The sequence below is a fragment of the Sorangium sp. So ce385 genome (assembly GCF_051474135.1).
In the GTDB taxonomy this organism is placed as follows: Bacteria; Myxococcota_A; Polyangia; order Polyangiales; family Polyangiaceae; genus Sorangium; species Sorangium cellulosum_D.
In genome coordinates this window covers 8,018,941-8,041,810 of the sequence record NZ_CP150337.1, presented here as the reverse complement: position 1 = coordinate 8,041,810, position 22,870 = coordinate 8,018,941, and the positions used below count along the sequence as shown (strand labels likewise).

The 22,870-nt window shown below is 68.5% G+C and carries 14 protein-coding genes and 2 pseudogenes; 7 read left to right on the top strand and 9 right to left on the bottom strand.

Going from position 1 to position 22,870, the window contains the following annotated elements; all coding sequences use genetic code 11:
* Window positions 1-10 precede the first annotated feature (10 nt).
* Together WME83_RS29295 and WME83_RS29290 are read left to right on the top strand one after the other, a co-directional pair.
* Window positions 11-835 carry a hypothetical protein gene (locus WME83_RS29295; protein ID WP_437312995.1) on the top strand — a complete coding sequence of 275 codons (825 nt, stop codon included), beginning with the start codon at window positions 11-13 and terminating at the stop codon, window positions 833-835.
* A 712-nt stretch (window positions 836-1,547) separates the two neighbouring features.
* Window positions 1,548-1,751, top strand: a pseudogene (locus WME83_RS29290) (hypothetical protein); the annotation flags it as partial.
* 453 nt (window positions 1,752-2,204) lie between these two features.
* On the opposite strand, the gene WME83_RS29285 reads toward WME83_RS29290, so the two are convergent.
* The 3 genes and pseudogenes from WME83_RS29285 to WME83_RS29275 form a co-directional block, all read right to left on the bottom strand.
* A complete protein-coding gene (locus tag WME83_RS29285) occupies window positions 2,205-8,954 on the bottom strand; it encodes an RHS repeat-associated core domain-containing protein (protein WP_437312994.1) in 6,750 nt (2,249 codons plus the stop codon).
* Window positions 8,955-9,340: 386 nt separating this feature from the next.
* Window positions 9,341-11,190 (bottom strand): annotated as a pseudogene (locus tag WME83_RS29280) (type I restriction endonuclease subunit R); the annotation flags it as partial.
* Window positions 11,191-11,300: 110 nt separating this feature from the next.
* Entirely contained in the window at window positions 11,301-11,576 is a 276-nt protein-coding gene (locus WME83_RS29275; RefSeq protein ID WP_437312993.1) for a helix-turn-helix domain-containing protein, read from the bottom strand.
* Window positions 11,577-11,912: 336 nt separating this feature from the next.
* On the opposite strand from WME83_RS29275, the gene WME83_RS29270 reads away from it, so the two are divergent.
* The 4 genes from WME83_RS29270 to WME83_RS29255 all read left to right on the top strand — a co-directional run bounded on the left by WME83_RS29270 (window position 11,913) and on the right by WME83_RS29255 (window position 17,488).
* Window positions 11,913-12,500: a JAB domain-containing protein gene (locus tag WME83_RS29270; protein ID WP_437312992.1), complete on the top strand. Its 588-nt coding sequence runs from the start codon at window positions 11,913-11,915 to the stop codon at window positions 12,498-12,500.
* Between the two features lie 395 nt (window positions 12,501-12,895).
* Window positions 12,896-13,714, top strand: coding sequence for a hypothetical protein (locus WME83_RS29265; protein WP_437312991.1), 819 nt, complete (start codon window positions 12,896-12,898; stop codon window positions 13,712-13,714).
* A 2,782-nt stretch (window positions 13,715-16,496) separates the two neighbouring features.
* Window positions 16,497-16,769, top strand: a complete 273-nt coding sequence (locus tag WME83_RS29260; protein ID WP_437312990.1) for a hypothetical protein — start codon at window positions 16,497-16,499, stop codon at window positions 16,767-16,769.
* Complete coding sequence (locus WME83_RS29255; protein WP_437312989.1) at window positions 16,766-17,488, top strand: hypothetical protein; 723 nt, start codon at window positions 16,766-16,768, stop codon at window positions 17,486-17,488. The genes WME83_RS29260 and WME83_RS29255 overlap by 4 nt, the downstream gene beginning before the upstream one ends.
* Window positions 17,489-17,818: 330 nt before the next feature.
* Here the strand turns inward: WME83_RS29255 and WME83_RS29250 are convergent, their stop codons facing one another.
* Together WME83_RS29250 and WME83_RS29245 are read right to left on the bottom strand one after the other, a co-directional pair.
* On the bottom strand, window positions 17,819-18,013 hold the full coding sequence (locus WME83_RS29250) for a hypothetical protein (RefSeq protein ID WP_437312988.1): 195 nt from the start codon (window positions 18,011-18,013) through the stop codon (window positions 17,819-17,821).
* Between the two features lie 36 nt (window positions 18,014-18,049).
* Entirely contained in the window at window positions 18,050-18,289 is a 240-nt protein-coding gene (locus WME83_RS29245) for a hypothetical protein (RefSeq protein ID WP_437312987.1), read from the bottom strand.
* A gap of 424 nt (window positions 18,290-18,713) precedes the next feature.
* On the opposite strand from WME83_RS29245, the gene WME83_RS29240 reads away from it, so the two are divergent.
* Window positions 18,714-19,277 carry a cysteine hydrolase family protein gene (locus tag WME83_RS29240; RefSeq protein ID WP_437322060.1) on the top strand — a complete coding sequence of 188 codons (564 nt, stop codon included), beginning with the start codon at window positions 18,714-18,716 and terminating at the stop codon, window positions 19,275-19,277.
* 163 nt (window positions 19,278-19,440) lie between these two features.
* Here the strand turns inward: WME83_RS29240 and gstA are convergent, their stop codons facing one another.
* The 4 genes from gstA to WME83_RS29220 form a co-directional block, all read right to left on the bottom strand.
* A complete protein-coding gene (gene gstA, locus WME83_RS29235) occupies window positions 19,441-20,049 on the bottom strand; it encodes a glutathione transferase GstA (protein WP_437312986.1) in 609 nt (202 codons plus the stop codon).
* 400 nt (window positions 20,050-20,449) lie between these two features.
* Entirely contained in the window at window positions 20,450-21,055 is a 606-nt protein-coding gene (locus WME83_RS29230; protein WP_437312985.1) for a hypothetical protein, read from the bottom strand.
* Window positions 21,052-21,771, bottom strand: a complete 720-nt coding sequence (locus WME83_RS29225) for a PD-(D/E)XK nuclease family protein (protein WP_437312984.1) — start codon at window positions 21,769-21,771, stop codon at window positions 21,052-21,054. The genes WME83_RS29230 and WME83_RS29225 overlap by 4 nt, the downstream gene beginning before the upstream one ends.
* A 489-nt stretch (window positions 21,772-22,260) precedes the next feature.
* Window positions 22,261-22,869: a DUF2267 domain-containing protein gene (locus tag WME83_RS29220; protein WP_437312983.1), complete on the bottom strand. Its 609-nt coding sequence runs from the start codon at window positions 22,867-22,869 to the stop codon at window positions 22,261-22,263.
* Window position 22,870 lies beyond the last annotated feature (1 nt).

Sequence of the window (22,870 nt, the reverse complement as noted above, 5' to 3'; positions counted from 1 at the left end):
GGGTGATCTCATGAGCAAATACACCGCTTCTGAAGTTGTCCAGGTCCCCCGGTTCACCGCGGTCGGGGCCATGGCGCTCGGCGAGCAGCTCGTCACGGTGGCGAAGCCCGTGAAGAGGCAGCTCGCGAAGGGTATCGCGCGGGCGCTCGTCGCGCTCTCGTCGAGCCACGCCGAGCTCGCGTCGGCGCTGCGCGATCAGGTGTCGCTCTCCGAGGGAGGGGAGGCGAGCGAGGATACGGTCCAGTGCGACCGTGTCCTCGACGGGTGCTGGAGCGGTCTCCACGACTTCCTGACCGCGTTCACCAAGCTGCCCCCGGGCGCGCCCGAGGCCGCGGAGGCGAGCTCGCTCAAGGCGGCGATCTTCACCGGAGGCCTCAAGTTCCTTCAGCTCACGTACCTCCTGGAATGGTCCGAGAGCGAGCTCCGGTTGCAGCGGATCCGCAAGAACGGCCTCGACGCGCGCATCGAGGCGCTCGGCGGCAAGCGCTTCCTCGCCGCCCTCGAGGCCGCGCACGCCGCGTACGGCAAGGCGCTCGGCGTCACGGCGCCCGCGGCCGCGGCCGCGGCCGCGGCGGCGCCGCCGAGCGTGCGCGAGGCGCTCGACGCCTTCACCGAGGCGCTGCGCGCGTACGTGATCAAGGTGATGGGCGCTGTCGAGCCGGACGAGCCGGAGACGCAGGAGCTCGCCGACAAGCTGCTCGCGCCGCTCGCGGGCTGGAGCGTCGGGCCGAGCGGCCGGGGCGCGGCGCGGAAGAGCGGCAAGCCCGAGGACGAGGCGACAGCGCCGCCTCCGGCCGACGCGCCGACCGCCGCGCCGGTGCCCGCCGACCTCTGAGGCGCGCTTGCGCCGCGCGCGCCCGCTGGCGGCGCTCCGATCTCCCGCCGATTCGTCCTCCACCCATCACCGCCCGCCCGGAGATCATGCCCCCGGCATCCGCCGATGGCGGCCTCCGGCGCGGCGCGGCGAGCATCCCGGCGCCCGGTCCCGTGCTCCTCTGCCCGTCGCGAGCGCGCAGCGCCTCGTGACGGGGCGAGCCGCGCTCGTGGCAGAGCGAGCTCCCCACGCCTCGTGCGATCTGTGCCAAGCCGCCATGGCATGTGCCAGGGGAGGGGGGTCCGGCACCGGCACAAACGCAATGCATTGCGACACACCGGGGTCCGGACCCCTCGAGATCGCTGCACGGAGCGTCTTTCTGGGCAGGATTGTGCCAGAAAACGCACTTTAAACCGAAATTCTGTGCCAAAATCCCCGCAAAACCGCGTGATCTTGTGCCAGACGGGGGGTCCGGACCCCTCCGAAGCGCAAAGCAGAGCGCTCGGCCGGGGTCGGAAGCCCTCCGCAGCGCAAGGCAGAGTGCATCGGCGGGGTCGGAACCGCTCCGGGGCGCATCACAGAGGGGAGTTGCTCGACTTTGGCCTCGAGCGCTGAACGTTGCCTGATCGGTGCGCTGCTTACGCCGAAAGCGTGCTCAGGCTCGCGCTTGCTGCTACCGGCGCCGCCGCAACCGGCCGAGCGCCCGGGCTCCCTAACCGCGGCTGTAGTACTAGGGGGCGACGGAGGCTACGGCGGCCCGGGGCGCGGCGGCGACTCGATCGGCATCGCCTACCTCGACGAGGACCAGCTCACGCTCGACGGCGTGACGTACGAGCTGGGATCCCCGGGAAAGGGTGGCGTGAGTTGGGATGGGTATGGCGAGGAGATCACAGGGGAGAGCGGCATCGCCGTCGAGACGCTTCGCTTCCCGGAATAGGATCTGTCCCGAGCAGGCCTTCCTGTTCCGAGGATTCTGAGCACTCTGTCACCTCATAGCCTGTCCTTTGTTGGAGCGGGACCGCACGGAGCGGTGATTCTCAGTTGCGTCCACCGAGTTGGCCACTTTGCCAGGTCTCAAGCGTCATCTGAGCACTGAACCCCAAGAAACCCGGCTCTCCAGATAGAGCCTTTAGAACCGGAACGGCGCGACCTGGGTCTACGTTGACACTGTGGCTCGCAGCCCAAAGTCGCACCCAGGGGTCTTTGTCTGCGAGGAGTCCAAAGAACACGGGTTGCCAATTATTGTCGCTCAGCTGAATCCTTTTCCAATACCAATCGATTTCACGGTAAGCCGCATTGGCAGAGTCTGAGTCTCCGGCCGTTGTCGCTTTCCCGTGTCTGCTGGCCGCAGCGGCGTACCCAGCGATATACTTGTCGATTTTCATAGCAGCTACATCCCCGGCCAAGGTCCACCAAACCGAGTAATCAACTGCATTCCGAAGTGGTGCTGAAATTGAAAACTCTGGGTGCTTAGCCACTGCCGCACGGTCAGGCCATTTGTGAACGGCTGGGCGGACGAGTAGAAGCCGCTGATCTGGCGATGAGCAGCTTCAGGTATTCGCAGCAAATTATCAGGGGTATGAATGGCATGGGCTCCGAACCGCGATATGTTGCCGGGGGTTTGCTCAACGACGTGGTGCCATTCCTTACCCGCCCCAGCCGATCCCATTGCCCGTTTGAACGAGTCAAAGCTCGTATGTCCTTGCGCCGCCGCGGCACCTACATTTCTGCCCGCAGCAGGAACGCTTCCCGCAACTGGCGCCGTGCCCTTCGGGCCTGCTGCCCCCGGCCCGCTCGACATGAGCGCCTGCGTCAGCCCTTGGATCCCCGCCGCGATGTTGCCGACTCCACCAACGACGAGCCCGGTCGACACGGCGATCGCAGGCACACCGATCGCCGCGCCGATGCCTGTGGCGCTCGTGATGCCCCCGAAGACCTCCCCCGTGAAGCCGCCAACCGTGAGGGCAATCCCGCCGACGATCTGCCCGATTGCCAGGCCCATTCTGGCTTGCGGCGTCCCATGGGCCAGCACGCCCGCGGCGTCCAGCAGCCCGTGACCCACGCCGGCGAAAGGAACCGCCCCGAGCAGCAACCCGGCGACGAACCCTCCCTCGATCTGAACATAGGGGTTCTGCGACCAGTCAATCGGCGCCGTGGTCACCGGCTGCGGCACATGCCCCGAGGCGCTCCCGGTCGTGCTGACATCGACCGGCGGCGCCGCCGCGCCGACCTCAGCCACTTCGCGCGAACCTCCTACCTCTTTGGGCACCGTCTTGAGGCATTCGAGCCCGCTGCAAGTCAGGATACGCTGCACCTCGGGATCATTGAGGTAGCCTGTGTAATTCTCGTCGACCGGAAGCGGGTACCCCGGCTCGAACCCGCTCGGGTCCACGAGGTTGAGCGGACTATTGAGCGCGTAGCTATACGGATTCCAGCTCTGGCCGAAGGATGGAATTGAAACGACCGGGTCCGTGGTCAAGAACCGCCCGATCCTGGGATCGAACATCCTCCCCTTCATATTCACGAGCCCGAGCTCGTCGTCGCTCTCGTGGCCGGTGAACCCCTGCGTCGTCTCGCTGGAGAAGGACGCTGGCGCGCGCTCTCCCCACACGGGGCTCCTGCGCTGCCCGAACGGGTCGTAGCTCCGCCGCTCGATCACGTCGCCGTCCTCGTCGGTGAGCGCATCGACCGAGCCGAGGTGATCGACATGCACGTACCGCGTGCCGCCGTCCGAGCCTCCGCGGGTCACGATCGCCACAACGCGCTCCGGCGAGTGGACGTGGTACCGATGCTGCACGGTGCCCGATGCCGCCTCGGTGACCCGCTCGTACAGATCGCCGAAGTAGAGCGTCTCTTTTTCCGGCGTGGTCTTGCGGATCCGCTGCTGGTCGCCGTCGTAGCCGAACGTGATGGTGGTCGCGCCCTGCGTGATGCGCTCCGGCAGGTCGAACGGCGTGTAACGCACGGTCGTGCCGCCGGGCCGCGCGATCTGATTGCCGAAGGCGTCGTAGGCGAAGCTGCCCGTGTCCGCGCCCGCGCCGGTGACCGCGTGCGGGTGCAGCGGGTCGTCGTAGGAGAGCGTTCCGATGTCCGACTTGAAGGTGAGATTGCCGTTCGGGTGGTAATCGTAGCGGAGCGCGCAGGGCGCCGACGCGCTCTCGACGTCGCCGAAGTACGCGCAGGTCAGCCGCTGGAGCGGATCTAAGCGGAAGCGCTCCGTCGTGTTCTCGGGCTGGAGCGCGTCCGTACGGCGCGTGAGATTGAGGAGATCGTCGAAGCCATAGTCGAGGTCCTGCACCTCACCCGCGCCGCTCCGCGTCGCCACGTGCCTCAGGCGCTGCTTGTCGGCGAAATAGCTCTGCTCCGTGATGACGCCGTTGCCGAACACCTCCTCCCGGAAGCGCCCCGCGTCGTCCACGTCCGTCAAGCGCCAGTAGGCGGAGCCCGTTCCGCGGTCGCGCACGGCGATCACGTGGCCATGCGCGTCGTGGTCGTGGTCCACGACGAACGGCGCCGCGCCGGCCGGCGCCGGATACGTGACCGCCTCGACGCGACCGAGCTCGTCGTAGCCGAGCCTCGCCTCCAGGGGAGCGCGCTCGCCGTCGATGCGGAGCGCGATCGTGTCGAGCTGGCCGCGGTCGGTGTACCCGTACGTCTTCTCCGCGTCAGGGCTCGCGAGCGCGTGGAGCTTTCCGATCCCGTGCGCCGCGGTGTCCCAGGTCCACGTGGTCGTCACGCGCTGGGCGCCGTCCCGGTCCACGCGCGAGCGCGGTCGCCCGAGCGCGTCGTAGGTCCACGTGCTTTCTCGCCCGAGCGCATCGGCCGACGAGATCAGGTCGCCGAAGCCGTCATGGATCGAGACCGTCGTGCCCCGATCGGGGTCGTCGAGCTGTCGGACGCGGCCGAACGCGTCGCGCGCCGTGCGCGTCACCGCCCCGCCTGGATCCGTGACCGTGTGCAGCATGCCGAACGGGCCATAACTGTAGCGGGTGATCCCGCCGGCGGCGTCGGTGATCGACTCGGTTCGCCCCAGCGGATCCTGCTCGGTCACCGTCACGTGATCGAGCGGGTCGACGACGCGCACGCGCCAGCCGTCGTACTCGGTCGTCGTGACCGCATTCCACGGCGCCGTATGCCGCACCTCGCGGCCTACCGCGTCGTACTCGAAGCGATCGTACAGCCTCTCGCTGTCAGGGGTATCTTCGCGGACCGGCACCGAGCGCCGAGCGATGTGCTCGCCCAGCGCGTCGTAGCCGATCTCTTGCAGGATGCGCTTCGCATCGCCCGATCCCTGCGCCGGCTCCGGCTCGGGCCCGTGCCACCACCACCGGATCGGCCGGCCGAGGCCATCGAGCTCGACCGTGTCGTCGGCCCCGCCGGTCGTGGTGCTCCGCTGCCTCACCCGCCACGCGTCCTGCGCCGGGCCGCCGTCCCTGGTGCGGGAGAGCGTGACCGTCGTCGTCGTGCCATCCGGGCGCGCCTCGACGCCGAGGCGCCCGAAGCCGTCGTACGCCCACGTCGTCACGAGCTGATTCGGATCGACCCGCTTGAGGAGCACGCCGAGCGCGTCGTCGAACTCCACGAGCGTGGTATGCCCGGCCGCGTTCACGTACTTCTCGGGGAACATGCCCTCTTCGTCGAAGTCCGTGCTGGAGGTCCGCTGGTGCCCGAAGGCGTCCTCCGCCGTGACGCCGGTGATGTTCCCGAAGTCGTCGCGCTCGCAGGCGATCGTCAGCTTCGTGTCCGGCAGGCCGTCGTCGCTCTCGGTGGACTCGGTCTCCACCTCGCCGTGGATGGTGTTCGTTCGCGTGAGGGTCCGGCACTGCGACATCCCCGCCGCCGCGCTGCACTCCTTCTGCGTCTGGAGCTGGCCGAGGACCCAGCGCTCGGTGTCGTTCTTGAACGTCCGCGTGACCTTGAACGTCAGGTCGACGCCGCTCGTCGAGCTCTCCTCGGCGCGCACATTGCCGAACGTGTCGAAGTCCGTCACCGTCGACACGGAGTCGCGCAGCAGCATCGCGCCGTCGCCTCCTGCCTCGACCTCCCGCACGTACGCCTCGATGGTCGGCGTCGCGCCGTTCGGAGGCGGATAGACCCCTTGCGCTCGCCTCACCCGGCGCTCGATCGGCAGCGTGAAGTACGTCGCGCCGTCGTTCGTGGGTACGAGCGTCCGCTTCACGTCGACGAACGAGAGCTCGATCTGCTCCGGCCTGGGCTGGCTCGGCAGCCCAGGAGCCCAGCGCCAACTCCGCTGGACGCTCCCCGCGAAGGGGAAGACCTGGAGCTCGTCGTCAAAGGAGACGTGATCGTACGCGTCGAGCGTCGCGGCGCCCGTATCCAGGTCGGTGACGGTCCGCTCGCCGAACCCGAGAAATCCGCGGCCCAGCCGGTGATAGCGCCCGTCGCGGTAGCTGACCTCGAAGCGCCGCGGTCGATCGGCACCGTTGTTGAGGGCGTACGCGCTGACCACCCGCCGCGGCCCGACCACGCAACGGCGCGGATAGCCGCAGTCGTCCGCCGCGCCGGAACGCGCGAGGTACAGCGGGCTCTCCCGCGCCGGATCCTCCGCTCCGTCGCCCGTCGCCGCCGACGCGTCGGTCAGATGCCCGTACGAGATGCTCACATTGGGCACGAAGCCCGGCTCGGTCGGGTCGTGTGCGTTCATCCCGTCGGAGACCGCGACCAGGAGATCCTGATCGGCCGAGAGGTTCCGGAACACGTTGAACACGCCGCCGAGCGACAGGATCACGTCCTGCGCGCCGTCCCCGTCGACATCGCCGGCGCGCGGCCCGCGCGGATCCGCCAGGGTGACCGCGTCGCCGAGGCTGGCCTCGAACGGCAGCCCCGGGTCGACGAGCCTGAAGGGCGGCCCGGCGCGGTCGCCCGTCGCGAGCAGGACGGCCCACGAAGGGAGCGCGTCGGAGCCGCCCAGCAGCATGCCTGGTGGAACCGGCATGAGGAGATCCTGCCGCCCGTCGCCGTTGACGTCGAGCGGCACGGCGAACCGGAAGAACACGTCCTGATCGGGAAGACCGAACAGATCGCCGAAGCTGAACGCATCGACGGTCCGGAACGGCGAGGCCACGAAGGTCGGCCCCGTGTTGAAGTAGGTATAAAGCTGGTGGTCACCCGGGCCGGACTCGACGGCATCGGGCAGGCCGTCTCCGTTCGCGTCGAGGAAGACGACGCGGCCCCCGGGCCACACGACGGGCAGCTCGGTGTCGAGCACCTCCCAGCGCCCATCGCCCCGGCGCATGATCGCATCGTAGCTCGATCCGAGGAGGACCGTCCCGTCACCGAACCGCCGCAGCGCCGGCACGACGAGATCGATCTTGCCGTCGGTGTCGACATCGAGCGTGTGGAGCTCCGTATCGCAGGGATAGCCGATGAGCAGCTCGATCGATTCGCCTACGGGCTCGAAGCCCGCGGGCGTCGCGCCGCTTGCAGGCCTCCAGACGTGGACGGTCCACACGGAAGACGCCGGGATCAGCGACTGTCCCAGGCGGTCATGGTCCTCGCACTGGAGGAGATCCGGCACGCCGTCGCCGTCCAGGTCGGCGAGGTGCATCGACGCGCCGGGGCTGCTCAGGCTCGGCGGCGCGGGCGTGACTCCGAGCGGGAAGGGCCGGCGGATCCCCGTGTCATGGAGCGCGAAGGTCCAGTCCGGCCGGGACAGGAGCACATGCCACGTCGTCTTGGCATCGTAGACGTCATGGAGCAGCACGTCCGCCCGCCCATCGTCGTCGTAGTCCAGCACCGTGCCGAGCTCGGGCTGAAGAAGGGCCGGATCGGAGGACCCCATCGGATCGGCGACCGTGGGCCACTCTTCGAGGAAGGCGAGCTCCGCCGGTGCGAGAAAGGACGGCGAGGCGCGCGGCCCGACGTTGCGCGCCACCCGCCACGCGGTGATCGGATTCCCCGGCGTGCTGAGCCCCGCGGCCATGTCCGGGATCACGAGGTCGTCGAGCCCGTCGGCGTCGAGGTCGAACACCATCGGGCTCGCCCTCTCGGAGACCGGCTCGTCGATCTCCGTCGTCACCCGCTCGAATCCGGGCTTCGCGTGGCTGTACTGAAAGCGTGTGGGAGGCTTGCAGACCCGGTCGCTCGCGCACTCCTCGACCTGGGTCAGGAGCGTGCGGCTCGTCGTCGGGCTGAGCTCATAGCGGAACCCGTAGCTCCGGACCAGCGCGTCGCCCGGACCGAGCATCTGGATCTCTTCCAAGCGAAGCGAGCGCTGGAGCGCCATGCCGCCCGAGTACCCGGTGCGAATGGCGGCCGGATCCTTGGTCCCATACACGAAGCGCACCGCACGCGAAGGCTCGAGCGAAGGCGTTCCCTCGAAAGCCGTGTAGCGGATCTCGTCCACGGCGTACTCGGCGGCATGGCCGTCCTCCGCCTCGGCGATGCAATACGCATACGTCATGGCGTTGCCGCGGCCGTCGCGGGCCTTGCTCGCGAGCCACGCGCGCGGGACGCCGCCGCGCGCGAGGGGCTTGCTGCCGTCGGTGCGCCCGTACTCGACGACGCGGCCGGTGGGCAGGGTGGCCTCGAAGAAGAGCGCCTCGGCGGGCGCACCACCTTCCGGATCGTAGTGCCCGACCACCTTGACGAAGGTATCCGGGAACGTCCGGTACCCGATGGTTCCCGGCCCCTCTCCCACGCGGACGAGGCGCTGGCCGTCGAGGCAGAGCGCGTCGTCGCCGTCGTACCGCACGCCGCGGACCTCGCCGTCTTGCGCGAGGCTCTTCGGACATCGCGTGATCGCGGACAGCCCGGCGATGGCGAATCCGGCGCCGAGCACGCCGTCGCCGCCGTCGCTGCGATAGACGAGCTCGATCCGAGGCCCCATGCCCGCGCGCGAGGGCGGGGAGGCCAGCTCCAAGGTGTACACGGCCTCTCCGGTGCTCGTGATGGAGAACGTCCCCGGGATGGTGCCGGCGGCGACGGTCTCGACCTGTGGCGCGGGAAGGGAGGTGGCAGGGCTGCGTGCGCTCTGGGTCCGGCAGGCGACGACGCCCTGACGCGGATCCATGGGCGGGTCGCCGGAGATGCACTGGCATCCCGCCTGCGCGAGCACGCATGCGAGAAACATCACGAGCGGGATAAACGCCCGGAGAACGCGTCGAAGAGCGAGCGCCATCGCAGCCTCCCTCGCACCGAGGAGGCCACGGCGCGGCGGCCCGAGTCAAGGGTTGTTCTGGAGTCGATACCCTTCCCGATGCTGAGCTCAAGGCATTCATCAGGGTGTCTGTGCCCGGCTGGCGTCCATGCAGCAACAGGGATGGCGCTGTGTCGAAAACGCCTTCGGCCGTCCGCGCTGGAGGCGCAGCAAGCCAAGCTCGATCGGACGGTACATCCACACCATCGCCCGCCAACTAGCCGCGTCCGCGCTGGCGCACGACCCCCGCCGCGCCCGGCGCCCGACCTGTCGTCGAACGACGCGATCCCGGGGCAGCCTTACGACACCCCAGAGGAGCACGCGTGTCCCGTCGAGGCGGAGCTCCACCCCGTCGGGTAGCTGTCCCGTCACCCGGGCGGCGCCGCCCACTCCAGCGCGAGCAGCTCGGCCTGATCCAGCACCTTCTTGACCGCATCGTCCGTCTTGTCCGGCGGATACCCGTGCTTCTTCAGCCTGCGGCGCACGAGGGTGCGGAGCTTCGCCCGCACCGTCTCCTTCACGGCCCAGTCGATCGTCACCGAGCTGCGGATGGTCTCGGTCAGCTCGCGGGCGATCTGCGCGAGCACCGCGTCGCCGAGCACCTGCACGGCCGAGTCGTTCGCCCCGAGGGCGTCGTAGAAGGCCAGCTCCGCGTCGTTGAGCTTCAGGTCCTCGCCGCGCTTCTGCGCGACCTTCACATCCCTGGCCATCCGGATCAGCTCCTCGATGACCTGCGCCGTCTCGACACCGCGGTTGCGGTACCGCGCGATGGTCTTCTCCAGCTTGTCGGAGAACGCCTCCGACTGGACGAGGTTCGTGCGCCTCCGGACCTTCAGCTCGTCGTGCAGGAGCTTCCGCAGCAACTCCACGGCGACGTTCTTGTGCTGCATCGCCTTCACGTCGGCGAGGAACTCCTCCGACAGGATGGAGAGGTCCGGCCGCTTCAGCCCGGCGGCCGCGAACACGTCCATCACGCCGTCGGTCGAGATGGCCTTGGACACGATCTGACGGATCGCCAGCTCGACCTCGGCCTCCGACTTGCCCGACGCCGACAGCGACGTCTTCACGACGGCGGCCTTCACCGCCTGATAGAACGCGACCTCGTCGCGGACGGCCAGCGCGTCGTCGTGCGGCACCGCGAGCGCGAAGCTCCTGCTCAGCTCCGTCACGGCCTGCACGAGCCGGTCGCGCCCGTCCTCGAGCCCGAAGATGTGCTCCTGGGCGTACAGGTCCACGCAGATGCGGCGCGACATGCAGACGACCATCGCCTTGCCCTCCATCGCCTCGACACGAGCCTCGAAGTGCCGGATCAGGTCCTCGGCGATCATGTTCACGCGCTGCTCCGCGCCGACGACGGCCTCCAGCGCGGTCCACTTCGACTTGAGCTTTTCCTTCCTCGACTCCTCTTCTTGTTCGGTGACCTCCTCGAACTCGTCGTCGATGACCTTCTTGAGGTTGTCGTTCAGGTCGAGCTTCGCGACGCGGCTCTCGTAGTAGATGGGGACGGTCGCCCCGTCCTCCACGGCGCGCTGGATGTCGTAGACCGAGATGTAGTCGCCGAAGACGGCGCGCGTGTCCTTGTCGACCGCTTCGATGGGGGTGCCGGTAAAGCCGATGAACGATGCGTTCGGCAGGGCGTCGCGCATGTGCTGCGCGAATCCGGGCACGAGGTAGCCACCGTCCTTCGTCTTGACGAGCTTGCTCTGAAGCCGTACTGGCTGCGGTGCGCCTCGTCGGCGATGACGACCACGTTCCGTCGCTCGGAGAGCTGGGGGAATTTGTCGCCCTTCTCCTCGGGCAGGAACTTCTGGACCGTGGTGAAGACGACGCCGCCGGCCGCGACCTGGAGCAGCTCGCGCAGGTGGCTCCGGTCGCGCGCCTGGACCGGCTTCTGTCGGAGCAGCTCGTGGCAGCGCCCGAAGGTCCCGAAGAGCTGGTCGTCGAGGTCGTTGCGGTCCGTGATGACCACGATCGTGGTGTTTCCCATGGCCGGCTCGAGCACGACCTTGCCCGCGTAGAAGGTCATGGTCAGCGACTTGCCCGAGCCCTGCGTGTGCCAGACGACGCCGACCTTGCGGTCGCCGCCGGGGCGGGTGGCGCGGACCGTCTCCTCCACGGCCGTGCGCACGGCGTGGAACTGGTGGTAGCCGGCGATCTTCTTCACGACCTCGTCGCGGTCTTCCTCGAACACGACGAAGTGGCGCACGAGGTCGAGGAGGTCGACAAGATTACGCCCGCGCCGAATCAACAATCAACGCCGAGCGCTCCAGGTAACGCGCGAGGGCGCCGGGGTCCTGGCGAGGGTGTCAGCGCATGGCCGCTGTCGGCCTACCCCTGCGGCTGTCGCTTCGTCCGCGCCTTCCGCGGTCTCCCGGGCGTCGCCTCTGGCAGCTCGGCGCGGCGCAGCAGAGCGCCGGGCTCGACAGCGAGCGCATCGGCAAGCCGGACCAGCACCACGACGCCGACGTTCGTCTTCCCCCTCTCGAGGCGTTGCAGGAAGCCCGTGCTGATGTTGGCCGCCTCGGCGAGCGCTTCCTGGGTCAGGCCGAGCCGCACGCGGAGGCGGTGCACGTTGGCTCCGATGGATTCGAGCACCACATCCACATGATCGCGCTCCATGCGCGGGGCCTACCTTCGGGCGCTCCGCGGAAACACAGCTTATAAGTCACGTTCCATTGACTGCACCGGATCGCGCCGGGTAAGCTCTGGGCCGCACAAAGAAGTGCAGCCCGCGGGCGCGCCAACGCCCCGGGCTGCGTGGCCGAACCCCGAGCAAAGCGAGGTCCGACGTGCAGATCGTTCGCATACTCCCCGATCCCGGGCAAAGTCCCCGTCCACCCCGGCCCCGTCACCGCCGCGCCCCCGACGCCCTCGCGCCGGCTGGAGGCCTTCCTCCACGCGGAGGCGCCCGATGAACCCCGCCCCCACCGACGTCCCGCGATGCCCGACGCGGCCCTCCTGGAGCTGGTGCTCGGCCTCCCCGCCCTCGGCCGCCCCCTCTTCCTGGCCGACGATCTCCCATCGCTCGCGCGCCTCTCCCCGGCGGTGCTTGCGGAGCGCGCCGAGGTGGCCCTCCAGGCGGCGACCCGCCTCGCGGCCGCCTTCGAGCTCGGCCGGCGGCTGCACGCCGCGCGCATGCGCCGGCCCAAGCGCCTGCGGCGCCCGCGCGACGTCGCCCGCTTCTTCCACGCGACGCTCGCGCCGCTCGTCCACGAGGAGGTCTGGATCGCGGCGCTCGACGCCCACGATCGCGTCCGCGGCGCGCGCATGGTCTGCCGCGGCGGCCTCCTGAGCGGATCTATGCGCGCCGCCGATGTCCTGCGCGCCGCCCTCGAGCTGGGCGCCGTCGCGTTCGTGATGGCCCACAACCACCCGAGCGGCGACCCCGCGCCGTCCGAGGACGACGTCGAGCTGACCCATGCCATCGAGCACGCCGCCCACCTGATCGGCGTTCCCCTCCAGGACCACGTCATCGTGACGCCCGCCGGCCGCTTCGCCTCCGTCTTCCGGGCTGGGTCCTCCCGCTAACCCGTCCGGATCTCGGCAGCCGCAGATTCACCGCCGCCGGATCTGTACGTCGAGAATGGCGCCATCAACATCACGAGAACGTCGCCCCCGACGAAAGCAATCTTCCGACGGGCCCTCCCCACGCCGGACAGCGCGCCTCCAGCTCCCCTCGTGGCCAGATCGGTGCCAACCCCGCTATCTCCTCAACATCCCTCATTCTTCTCACCCATCTCTTTCCCCGCGCGTTCCCCGCGCGCCCCCGCGCACGGCAGGAATTCGACACCCGAGCTTCTTCTATAACCCATCTTCCCGTCCACTTCGCTCTGGACACCTCTCTTCGCATCATGAATAGAGGAAGCCGGCCCGTCCGGCATAGCAGCGCAATCCCGCGCTCCTGCACGGACGAGGGTGATCTCATGAGCAAATACACCGCTTCTGAAGTTGTCCAGCTCCCCCGGCTCACCGCGGTGGGGGCCATGGCGCTCGGCGAGCAGCTCGTCACGGTGGCGAAGCCCGTGAAGAGGCAGCTCGCGAAGGGTATCGCGCGGGCGCTCGTCGCGCTCTCGTCGAGCCACGCCGAGCTCGCGTCGGCGCTGCGCGATCAGGTGTCGCTCTCCGAGGGAGGGGAGGCGAGCGAGGATACGGTCCAGTGCGACCGTGTCCTCGACGGGTGCTGGAGCGGTCTCCACGACTTCCTGACCGCGTTCACCAAGCTGCCCCCGGGCGCGCCCGAGGCCGCGGAGGCGAGCTCGCTCAAGGCGGCGATCTTCACCGGAGGCCTCAAGTTCCTTCAGCTCACGTACCTCCTGGAATGGTCCGAGAGCGAGCTCCGGTTGCAGCGGATCCGCAAGAACGGCCTCGACGCGCGCATCGAGGCGCTCGGCGGCAAGCGCTTCCTCGCCGCCCTCGAGGCCGCGCACGCCGCGTACGGCAAGGCGCTCGGCGTCACGGCGCCCGCGGCCGCGGCCGCGACGGCGCCGCCGAGCGTGCGCGAGGCGCTCGACGCGTTCACCGAGGCGCTCCGCGCGTACGTGATCAAGGTGATGGGCGCTGTCGAGCCGGACGAGCCGGAGACGCAGGAGCTCGCCGACAAGCTGCTCGCGCCGCTCGCGGGCTGGAGCGTCGGGCCGAGCGGCCGGGGCGCGGCGCGGAAGAGCGGCAAGCCCGAGGACGAGGCGGCAGCGCCACCTCCGGCCGACCCGCCGAGCGCCGAGCCGGTGGCCGCCGACCTCTGAGGCGCGCTCGCGCCGCGCGCGCCCGCTGGCGGCGCTCCGACCTCCCGCCGATTCGTCCTCCACCCATCACCGCCCGCCCGGAGATCATGCCCCCGGCATCTGCCGATGGCGTCCTCCGGCGCCGCGCGGCGGGCATCCCGGCGTCCGGTCTCGTTTTCCTCTGCCCGTCGCGAGCGCGCAGCGCCTCGTGACGGGGCGAGCCGCGCTCGTGGCAGAGCGAGCCCACGCGCGCCGTACGATCTGTGCCAAGCCGCCTTGGCATGTGCCAGGGGAGGGGGGTCCGGCACCGGCACAAACGCAATGCATTGCGACACACCGGGGTCCGGACCCCTCGAGATCGCTGCGCGGAGCGTCTTTCTGGGCAGAATTGTGCCAGAAAACGCATCGCACACCGAAATTGTGTGCCAGGATCCCAGTAAAACCGCGTGACCTTGTGCCAGAAGGGGGGTCCAGACCCCTCCGAAGCGCAAAGCAGAGCGCACCGGCGGGGTCGGAAGCCCTCGGCAGCGCAAAGCAGAGCGCTCTCCTACCCCCCGGCGTGTCCGTCGGGCCGGGCTTCCAGGAGAACAGGTTGAGCTGGACCGGACCGGCCGGCGCCACCGGAGGAGGCGGCGGAGCAGCCGGGTGTCACGGACCGCCCCATCGGATCGCGCCCGGACCGGCCAAGTGGATCGCAGGCAAGCCCCGCTCGGACCCCGCGAGGAGCGGGACGCGGTGCTCGCTCACGTCAAGGGTCCGCTCCGCGGAAATCCTAACAGATTCGGGCCCTTAACGTGAGCTGCGCGCCGCGCGGTGGAAGGGCAGGCACGAGGTCCGGGCGGGAATTCTTGACCGCTCCAGTCGTGATCCGTTCTGCCGATCGGGTCGTGGTCCATGAGGCCGGGCTCTGACAGCCGGGACCGGAGGCGCCGACGGCGGGCGTTCCGGAGCGCGCTGCGGACGCCGCTGCGCGGGCGTCGGCTCCGTCACGAGGCGCAGGAAGCCCCTGCCGCTCGGAAGCTTGCGCGCTGGCGCCCAGGGCTCGCGATGACGGAGCGGCTGTGCCTTCGGGGCCTCGCTGGCCGGCTCGGTCAGCTGCGCCTCCGCGAGCTCGTCCACGGTCCACACGTGGTCGGTGATGCCGGCCTGCATCGCCGGGGTCACGCGGAGCGTATTGACCGCCCAGCACAGCCGTTTGCATGAAGTCGACGCTCGGGCCGAAGTGCGCGCCCACGGTAGAGATGTGCGGCGCGAACCTTCATTCGTGATCTGCGGCATCACGAGCAGCCTGGCGCGGACATCGGCCATGAAGGCGTCTGTCGTCTCCTGGCCGCGACGCCCGACGCGCCACGCGATCACCCGTCTAGACAACGTGTCGAACGGAACGGCGGAGCGCGAGAGCCGGCGTCCGCTGCGCTCGGCGAAACGGTCGCGTCTGTCCGCGGACGGCCGCGGCTGCGCCCCGGGGTCCCTCCGCGGCGAGCTCACCGCCAGTAAGCGCGCACGCTCGGCCCGCGGCGAACGGCCGAACATGTCCGCGGGAACCCGACGGCGCAAGATGGCGCCCGTCGGGCGGTTACGTGACATCATCGCCGCTACACTGCCTGCCCTGGACGTTTGACCCAGGTCAACCGTGGCGTTTCCCTCATATTTCTGTTTGACGATGAATCCCATGGTCAGAAGAATGGTTCGCCTTCTCGCGCGCTCAGCTCGAATTTGTCAAGCTTCCGTCTTGCACATGATTGGACTGGGAGCATCGATGAAAGTCTGACCAAAGCGAATCATGGGGGGAGAAGGCGGTGAGAACAACAGCGCGATGGGCCCTATGCGCGGCAAGATTGGTCCTCTCGATCCTTGTTGTTCCGACGCAGGCTGCGGCATCCGAACTGAGCGCCGGTGTAAGCCTCGGGTGGCTCCGGGCTGGCACCGCTCCGCGCGTCGCTGTTGGCCCGCAAGTGGGGATGTCGTGGCACATCAATGACGATCTTATATTCAAATTTCACGACTTATGCAGTGTTGTGCCCCCAATCCAGATAGGTGGGGCCGGCGTTTACAACCATGTCTCGCTTGCCGTCGGATATGCGTGGAGGAATGGCGATATCAGCGCGGGCCCATCGGTTGCGATCTACTTCGTGCCGGCGTGCGGCAACACCTTGTGCGGACATGTCGCCGGAATGGGGATAGGAGCGCACGCGCAAGCTAACACGTATGTTGCTGGACCGCTGGGCGTGTCGGTGGGCGCCAACGTCGATTGGGTTGGCGGGAGCAGTCTTGTGCTTCCAGGCTACGCGTCAGTGACTATTGTCGTTGGTCCCGTGCTTCGATGGAGTGCCAAATGAGACATGGTATGAGTCTGATGTTCATTGTGACCATTGCCATGGTGGCGCTGACGGCGTGCAACTGGACAGTGGGAGAATGCTATCCGCGCGAGGAGTGGGGTGAGGGCACAGGTGGAAGTCCACATTGGGGGCCCGTCCCCGTCTTCAGTTCTAGCGCATCGGGTGACTCCTGGGCTGCGCCGCCAAGAGAGCCGCAAGACGCGAACGAGCGTGAGATCCAGTGTAACAGAACGGAGGGCTCAGAAGAGGGCCCCAGGGGCAACCCGGAGAGCCCGACAGGAAGCGCATGCTCAGGGCCCGGTGATACCGCAGGAGACGGACAGACTTATGTGATCTGTAGCGATGCGTGCAGCTCGAAATGTCCAACGTCAGGAGTAAACGGCTTCTCGTCAACGATATTCAAGTTCGTTACGACAGTCGAAGATGATGGAACTCGAACTCCCGGAGGCTGGCAGGAAGCCTCGGTGGAATTCAAGATCAAGCGGTGGGTTGATACATATCCTGAATTCTGGTCGTGTTATATGACGATTGGTGTGCCATTGCGAAATGAGCAGCAGGGGAAGATCTCGGCAGAGTTGGCTGCTGCTGTAAGCGCAAAAGTGGCGTCTGCGGCCTCTCGCAAGATAATGAAATCCAACCTGCGTATGCCACAGGGGATCTACTGTATCAAATTTAAGGATGAAATGACGGTAAGGATGCCCGAGGCCATTGGCGGTGCCAGGGTTACGAAGCCATGAGGCATTCAAATGAAGAATTGATCGATGTGGTGTATCGCTACTATCCGCGTGGGGTCTCGCGTGAGGACCCGCGCTACAAGCGAACAGAGGAATATGGTCGGCTGGTGGACGCCCGTCGTCGAGCCGGAGCCGATCGTGACCGTTGGCAAGGTATGTTGCGTCGGATCGATAGTAAGTTTTTGGGCCGTGTCTCAATTGACCGTTCTATTCATCTTCCCACGGGGAACTACGATGCCTGCTACGCCGGTTACCTCTCGGTCGGAGCAGGTTTTCCGGGTGAGTGTGATCGTGTGATAGGGTTCATGGTGAGTCTTTTGGTTCCATATTACATTGTTTACGGCTTGCGCACTGTTGATGATTTCGAAGAAATTGAGAGGATAAAGATGCTGAACGCAGCGCCGTCTTGTTACGTAAGCATCTTCGTTCATGACACTCATTACGTCCTACCTGCCTGGGTGGGCAAGCTGGTCAGGTTGGTCAAACCCAAACTTCTCGAGCCGCCGCTGCCGCTGGAAGCAACACGTCGAGTTCTCAGTTTCGATCTGTCGCCCGATGAACAGTCGTACGCGACTTGGATCGCACGAGACATCGAGCTAACCTGGGGATACGAACGTATGCCGCCACTCGTCGGAGAGCTCATCGTACCTGACGTGGCAACCGACAGCCGCTCCTTGGGAGAGGCCACGCTTTACGATTGTCTGTTTTCGGACAACTGGTAGGGACACCGTCGAAGCGGTCGGCGTGGCGCTCTCAACTCAGGCAAAACCAGCCACCACCAAAGCAGAAGCGCACCAGCAACGTCGGAACCCCTCCGGAGCGCACCGCGGAGGGGAATGCTCAACGTGGCCCTGAGTGCTCAACTTTGCCTGCTCGATGCGCTGTCCGGCAGGACGTGCGCGTCAGGTGCGGGTGACGGGGTGCCCGCCGGGCCTGGTCGAGGCGCAGCGCCGCCGGGGGCTCGCCTGGGGCTTCCTGGCCGAGGGGCGGATCTCCGGTCGCTGGTCGTGCGCCTGGCGCGGCGAGTCGTCCGGCGATCCGCGCGGGCGCGGCTACTCCTCGTCCCTGAGCCCGCGGGCCCGGCGCTCGCGGGCTCGGCCTTCGTCCCTCGCGAAATTCACCAGGCAGTAGATGGCCACGGGGAGCGCGAAGTGCAGCAGATCGACCAACCCGAAGCGGCCGCCCCGGGGGACGCTCGTGTAGGCGAGCACGTTCGAGGCGACGATGACGCCCCCAGAGACGAGCATGCCGAGAGCTCGGAACTGGCCCTGCATAGGTCCCCGTCAGATGGGGATCGACACCTCGGGGTCGTCGGCGCACGCCGCGGCGAGCTCATGCCGCCCGGCCGCCACGATCTGCGGGATTGCGGGCTCCTCCGGGTCGAGGCTCAGCTCGAACTGACGCGGCGGAAGGCCGGCCTCGTCCGCTCCGCCCTCGTCTCCCGCCGCGCTCGGTTCGTCTGCCGCTCCGCAAGCCGGCGCTCCCATGAGCGCGGCCAGGGCGACGCCGATTCTGGTGTGCACAGTCCACCTCCCCGCGACGCGGTACGTCGCGCGCGGAGTTGGGTTGCGAGCGGCATGCCGGGGCCGCAGAGACCAGCGCTCGACGAGGGTCGACCCGCCTCCCGGCCGTACTGCGGAACGCCGTCCGGCCCTCGGGAACGCCTCCTGGCGGCCGGTCCCCTCTGCACCAGGCTCCCTGAGCCCCCGAGCGCCCCCTGGCCTGGTAGCACCGAGCGTACCCGCGGTGCCTCTTGCATTCACCAGAGGCTTCCATCGGCAACCTTGAGCACCGATCAGCTTGAAACACCCGAGAATGAAGAGATTCGAACCACAGAGGCACAGAGAGCACCGAGGGGAGAGAAGAATGGGCATCGCGACGGCGTGCGCGGTGCTCGTCCGTCGGGATGCTGTTGACGGTGAACCGCTGGATGGGGAAGCTCGCACCATGCGTAGCGCTCTGATCGTGGGTGACCTCCAGGTCGGGATCCTCAACAACTACCCGTTCGCGAAGGCCGTGGTGCCGCCGGTGACCGAGCTGCTGCCGCGAGCCCGCGCAGCCGGGGTGCTGGTGGTGTTCGTGCGTACCGCGTTTCGGGCCAACGGCGCGGACCTGGCGGGTGAGGTCTTCGCGGCCTTCCACCGGGCCGGTGACCTGTTCCACGAGGGGTCGCCGGGTACGGAGGTCGCGCTGGAGGTCACCGCGGACGATGTCGTCGTGCTCAAGCGGCGCACGAGCGCGTTCGCGGGAACGGATCTCGATCTGGTGCTCCGCGCCCGCGGCGTGGACTCGATCGCGCTCACCGGCGTCGCGACGAGCGCCATGGTCGCGGCCACGTTCTACGACGCGTCGGACCGGGGCTACGGGCTGACCGTGCTCCGCGACGGGTGCGCCGACCCGGACCCGGCGGTGCACGAGCTCCTCGTCAACACCGTCTTTCGCGGCAGGGGCGCGGAAATCGTCACGTGCGCGGAGTGGCCAGCTCGTGGCGCGCGTACGGCTCCCCGTTGAACGGCTCGATTCGACCCCGATCCACTCGGCCGGCCGATGGTCGGGCGGTCACCCCGCCGGGCCCCCCGGGACAGGGCGCGCGGCCGCCGCGCGCGGCCGCCGCGGACGAGGCGACGAGCGCCCCTCTCGGCGACGAGCGCCCCTCGGCTTCGACATCCCTCCGCTACGAGAGCCCCTCGGCGGCGAGCGCCGCCTTCACCGCCGGGCGCGCGCCCACGCGCTCGAAATACGCCTTGAGCGCGGGCGAGCGATCGAGCGCCTGCTCGTCGAGGCGGCGGAGGTTGCGGAGCGTGTAGAACGCGTACCCGTCGGCCACCGTGAACGTGTCGCCGAGGAGGAAGCTCTTCCCTTCGACGCCCTTCGCGAGGATCGCGAAGCGCGCCTCGAGCCGCTCCCGGAACGCCTGCTTCAGCTCGTCGTTCGACTTGGGGTGGTTGATGGGCCCGAACCCCTTGTGCAGCTCGGTGGCGATGAAGTGCAGCCACTCCTGCAGCCGCAGCCGCGCCGTCGTCCCCGCCGCCGGCGCGAGCTTCGAGGAAGGGACCTTGTCCGCGATGTACTGGACGATGATCGCCCCCTCGGTGAGCACCTCGCCGCCGTCGAGCGCGAGGGCAGGGACATACCCCTTCGGGTTGACGGCGAGGTAGTCGCCGCCGTCCTTGAGCTTCTTCGCCTTGAGATCCACCTGCTCCAGCTCGAAGGAGAGGCCGGACTCGCGCAGCGCGATGTGCGGCGAGAGGGAGCAGGCGCCAGGGGTGTAGTAGAGCTTCATGATCATCCTTTCACGTGAAGAGATGCTTCGAGATTCCGGGGTGCGCGGCGGCGGCGCGGTCCGAATGTCGCGACCAGCGCCGCAGGCAGCGCCGCGCATCGTCGACCTTCGCGCCGTCGCGTGCGGAGCTCGGAAGCCAGCCGTCCACTACCACGGCTCGGGAGGTTCTGTCTACTATAACGGACGGTTCGTCCGTCATGAAAGAAAGCACCGACGGTGGCTCGGGGCAGGCCGACGCGCCCGTCGGAAGTCTTGCCAGGGGTGTCCGACCACCACGCCGGGTGGCGGGTCCACCGGAACGGTTCGGCGTGCCGGCGATGTCACCCCGGGCAAGCGTGGCCCCGTCGCGAGGCTCGTCGCTCGGGCGGAAGGAGCCGCGCGCCAGCACGGCGCCAGGCGCTCAGCCCGCCAGCACGTCCCGGATCCGCGGCGCGAACTCCATCCAGTGGGACCGCACCGACTGGATGAGCTGTTCGCGGTAGGGGGTGAGATCGTTCCAGTAGTCGCCTGTCGCGGTCTCGTAGCGGTATGCGGGCCACCAGGCGCTGGAGGTGAGCTTGTGCTGCTTGAGGACGCCCGCCTCTCCGAAGGCCGCGCGGAGCTTCCTCGACAGCTCCTTGCCGCCGGCGATGTCGATATCCACCCATACGCCCGTGAACGCGCAAGCAGGAGAGGTGGTGAAGTTCAGGCGTCTCGACTTGTTCCATTCCAGGCCGACCCCGACCCTGGGGGCGACGTCGACGCCGGGGACGAGCCCGGCTTGGCTCGACGGGAACCATCCTGGCAAGACCAGCAGGATCTTCGGCCAGTCTTCGTCTTGCTCCAGGAATTTGTAAACGTCGACCTCTGGAGAGAGCTCGGAGGCGAGATCGGCGATCCCATCTGCGCACGAGCATAGAAACGCGTGCGCGAGGTCGGCGACGGACTCGCCGAGGGCGGCCCACTCCTCGATGAGCGGCTGGTTCCGGAGGTAGAATACGGCACGCGGATCGTCGATGCGGTTCATCGGAACTCCCTCTCCAGGGTGACGAGATAGTTGGAGGCGGCCTCGCGCCCATGCGCCGTCGCGCCCTTGCCCGGCGCCGCGGCGAGCGCCTCGCGGAGCATCGCCGCGATGTCGGCGTAGCCCATCGGCGTGAACGCCTCCCGCGCGGCGCCCGTGGCCGTCAGGGGCGCTCGTCCGGAGGGCGACAGGAAGATGAACAGCGCGCCTGGCTCGCGACAGAAGCTCTCGTAAAGGCGATCGCATTGCAGGGGCTGTTCACGGGCGTCGACCTTGTTCTCGATCACGAGGTAGAGCCCAGGCCCAGCGACGACGACATCGGCGCGGGCGTCGCCCAGGCTCACCTCGAGCGCGGGCCGGGCGCGGTTCAGCTCGGCCGTCGGCGGATCGGCGGTGCAGCGGCGGAGCAGCGCCTCGAGGAAGCCGGAGCCGAGGCCATGTCGACCCTGGGGATCGAGCAGCCATGCCAGCAGCGCAGAGTGATACCGCTCCTGCCGGCCCTGCCCGAGGATGCTCAGGAGATCGTCCGGTCCGCCCACCCAGCGGCCACCCCTCACGAGCGCCTCTTGCTCGGCGCGGAGCTCGGCGAGCCTCGCATCCCATGCGGCGATCTGCGCCACGCGGTTCTCCTGCTCCCTTGCCACGATGGCGCGCCACTCCGCGGCGAGGCCGGCGAGCCGGGGCTCGTCTGCTTCAGGCGCTGACGCGAAGATTGTCATCTACCTCGCTCCTCCTCGCTGTGCTCTCCACGGGCCGCTGGGCGGCCTCATGGTTGGGTGGCCATGGTTCGGCGGCGGCCGGTCGGCCTCCGGTGAGGGCAGGTTACGCCCGCGCCGAATCAACAATCAACACCGAGCCTTCGCGTAATTCTGCACAGACGCTGGAATTGTGGGGAGGGTGTCAGTACCTGGCGGCTGCCGGACTACCTCGACGGCAGTCGCTTCGCGCGCGGGCTGCGCTGCGCGGGGGCCTCCCGCGCGTCACCTCGGGCAGCGTGGCGCGGCGCAGCAGGACGCCGGGCGCAGCAGGACGCCGGGATGGACGCGAGCGCCTGCGGGACCTCGACCGCCGCTCCTCTTGGCCGAGGTGCTCCCGTCGTTCGCGCGCCCCGCCCCGGTGGCGCTGGCGGAGCGCGTCAAGGTGGCCCTCCGGGGCTGGCTCGTCCCGCCAGGCCGTCCAGCGCCCCGGAGCGCCGCCCCGCGCCGCCGTCAGCTCGCGCGCCGGACGGCGGGGGCGTCGCCGGACGAGGTCGCCGCCGTGCCGTCCGCGCCCACGTCGTCGCTGCGTCGATCCGGCGCGGGCGTGTCCACGGACGCCCGCGCGGGAGGCTCCGCCAGCGACGTGTCCGCCGGCCGCTCCGCGTGGGAGCTGCCCGCGACGCGGTGGCGCCCCCAGAGCTCCTTCAGATCGGCCGGGAGCTGGCTCTCGATGTCCGTGACCTCCTTCGTGGGGATCTCGCGCTCCACGGCGGCGAAGACCGCATGGGACACCGCCCTCGCCTGGTCGGTATCGATGTGCAGGTGCTCCGCGAGCGTCTCGAGGAACTCTCGACGACCGAAGACCTCCGGATCGTCGTCGCGGTGGGTGGCGCATGGCTGGACGATCGCCTGGATCGTCGAGGGCAGGGCCGAGGCGAGGTCCCGCGCCTCTCCACCGCTCAGCCGGCGCGACAGCGTGCACAGCGCCGCGCCGACGGCCTCGGGCGCCCCCAGGTGCGGCGGCAGCGCGCCGCTCTGCTCGACCTGCCGGAAGATCTGCTCGGAGACATCATCGATCGACCGAGCGACCGCGGTCGTCTTCTTCGCCTTGCTGCCCATC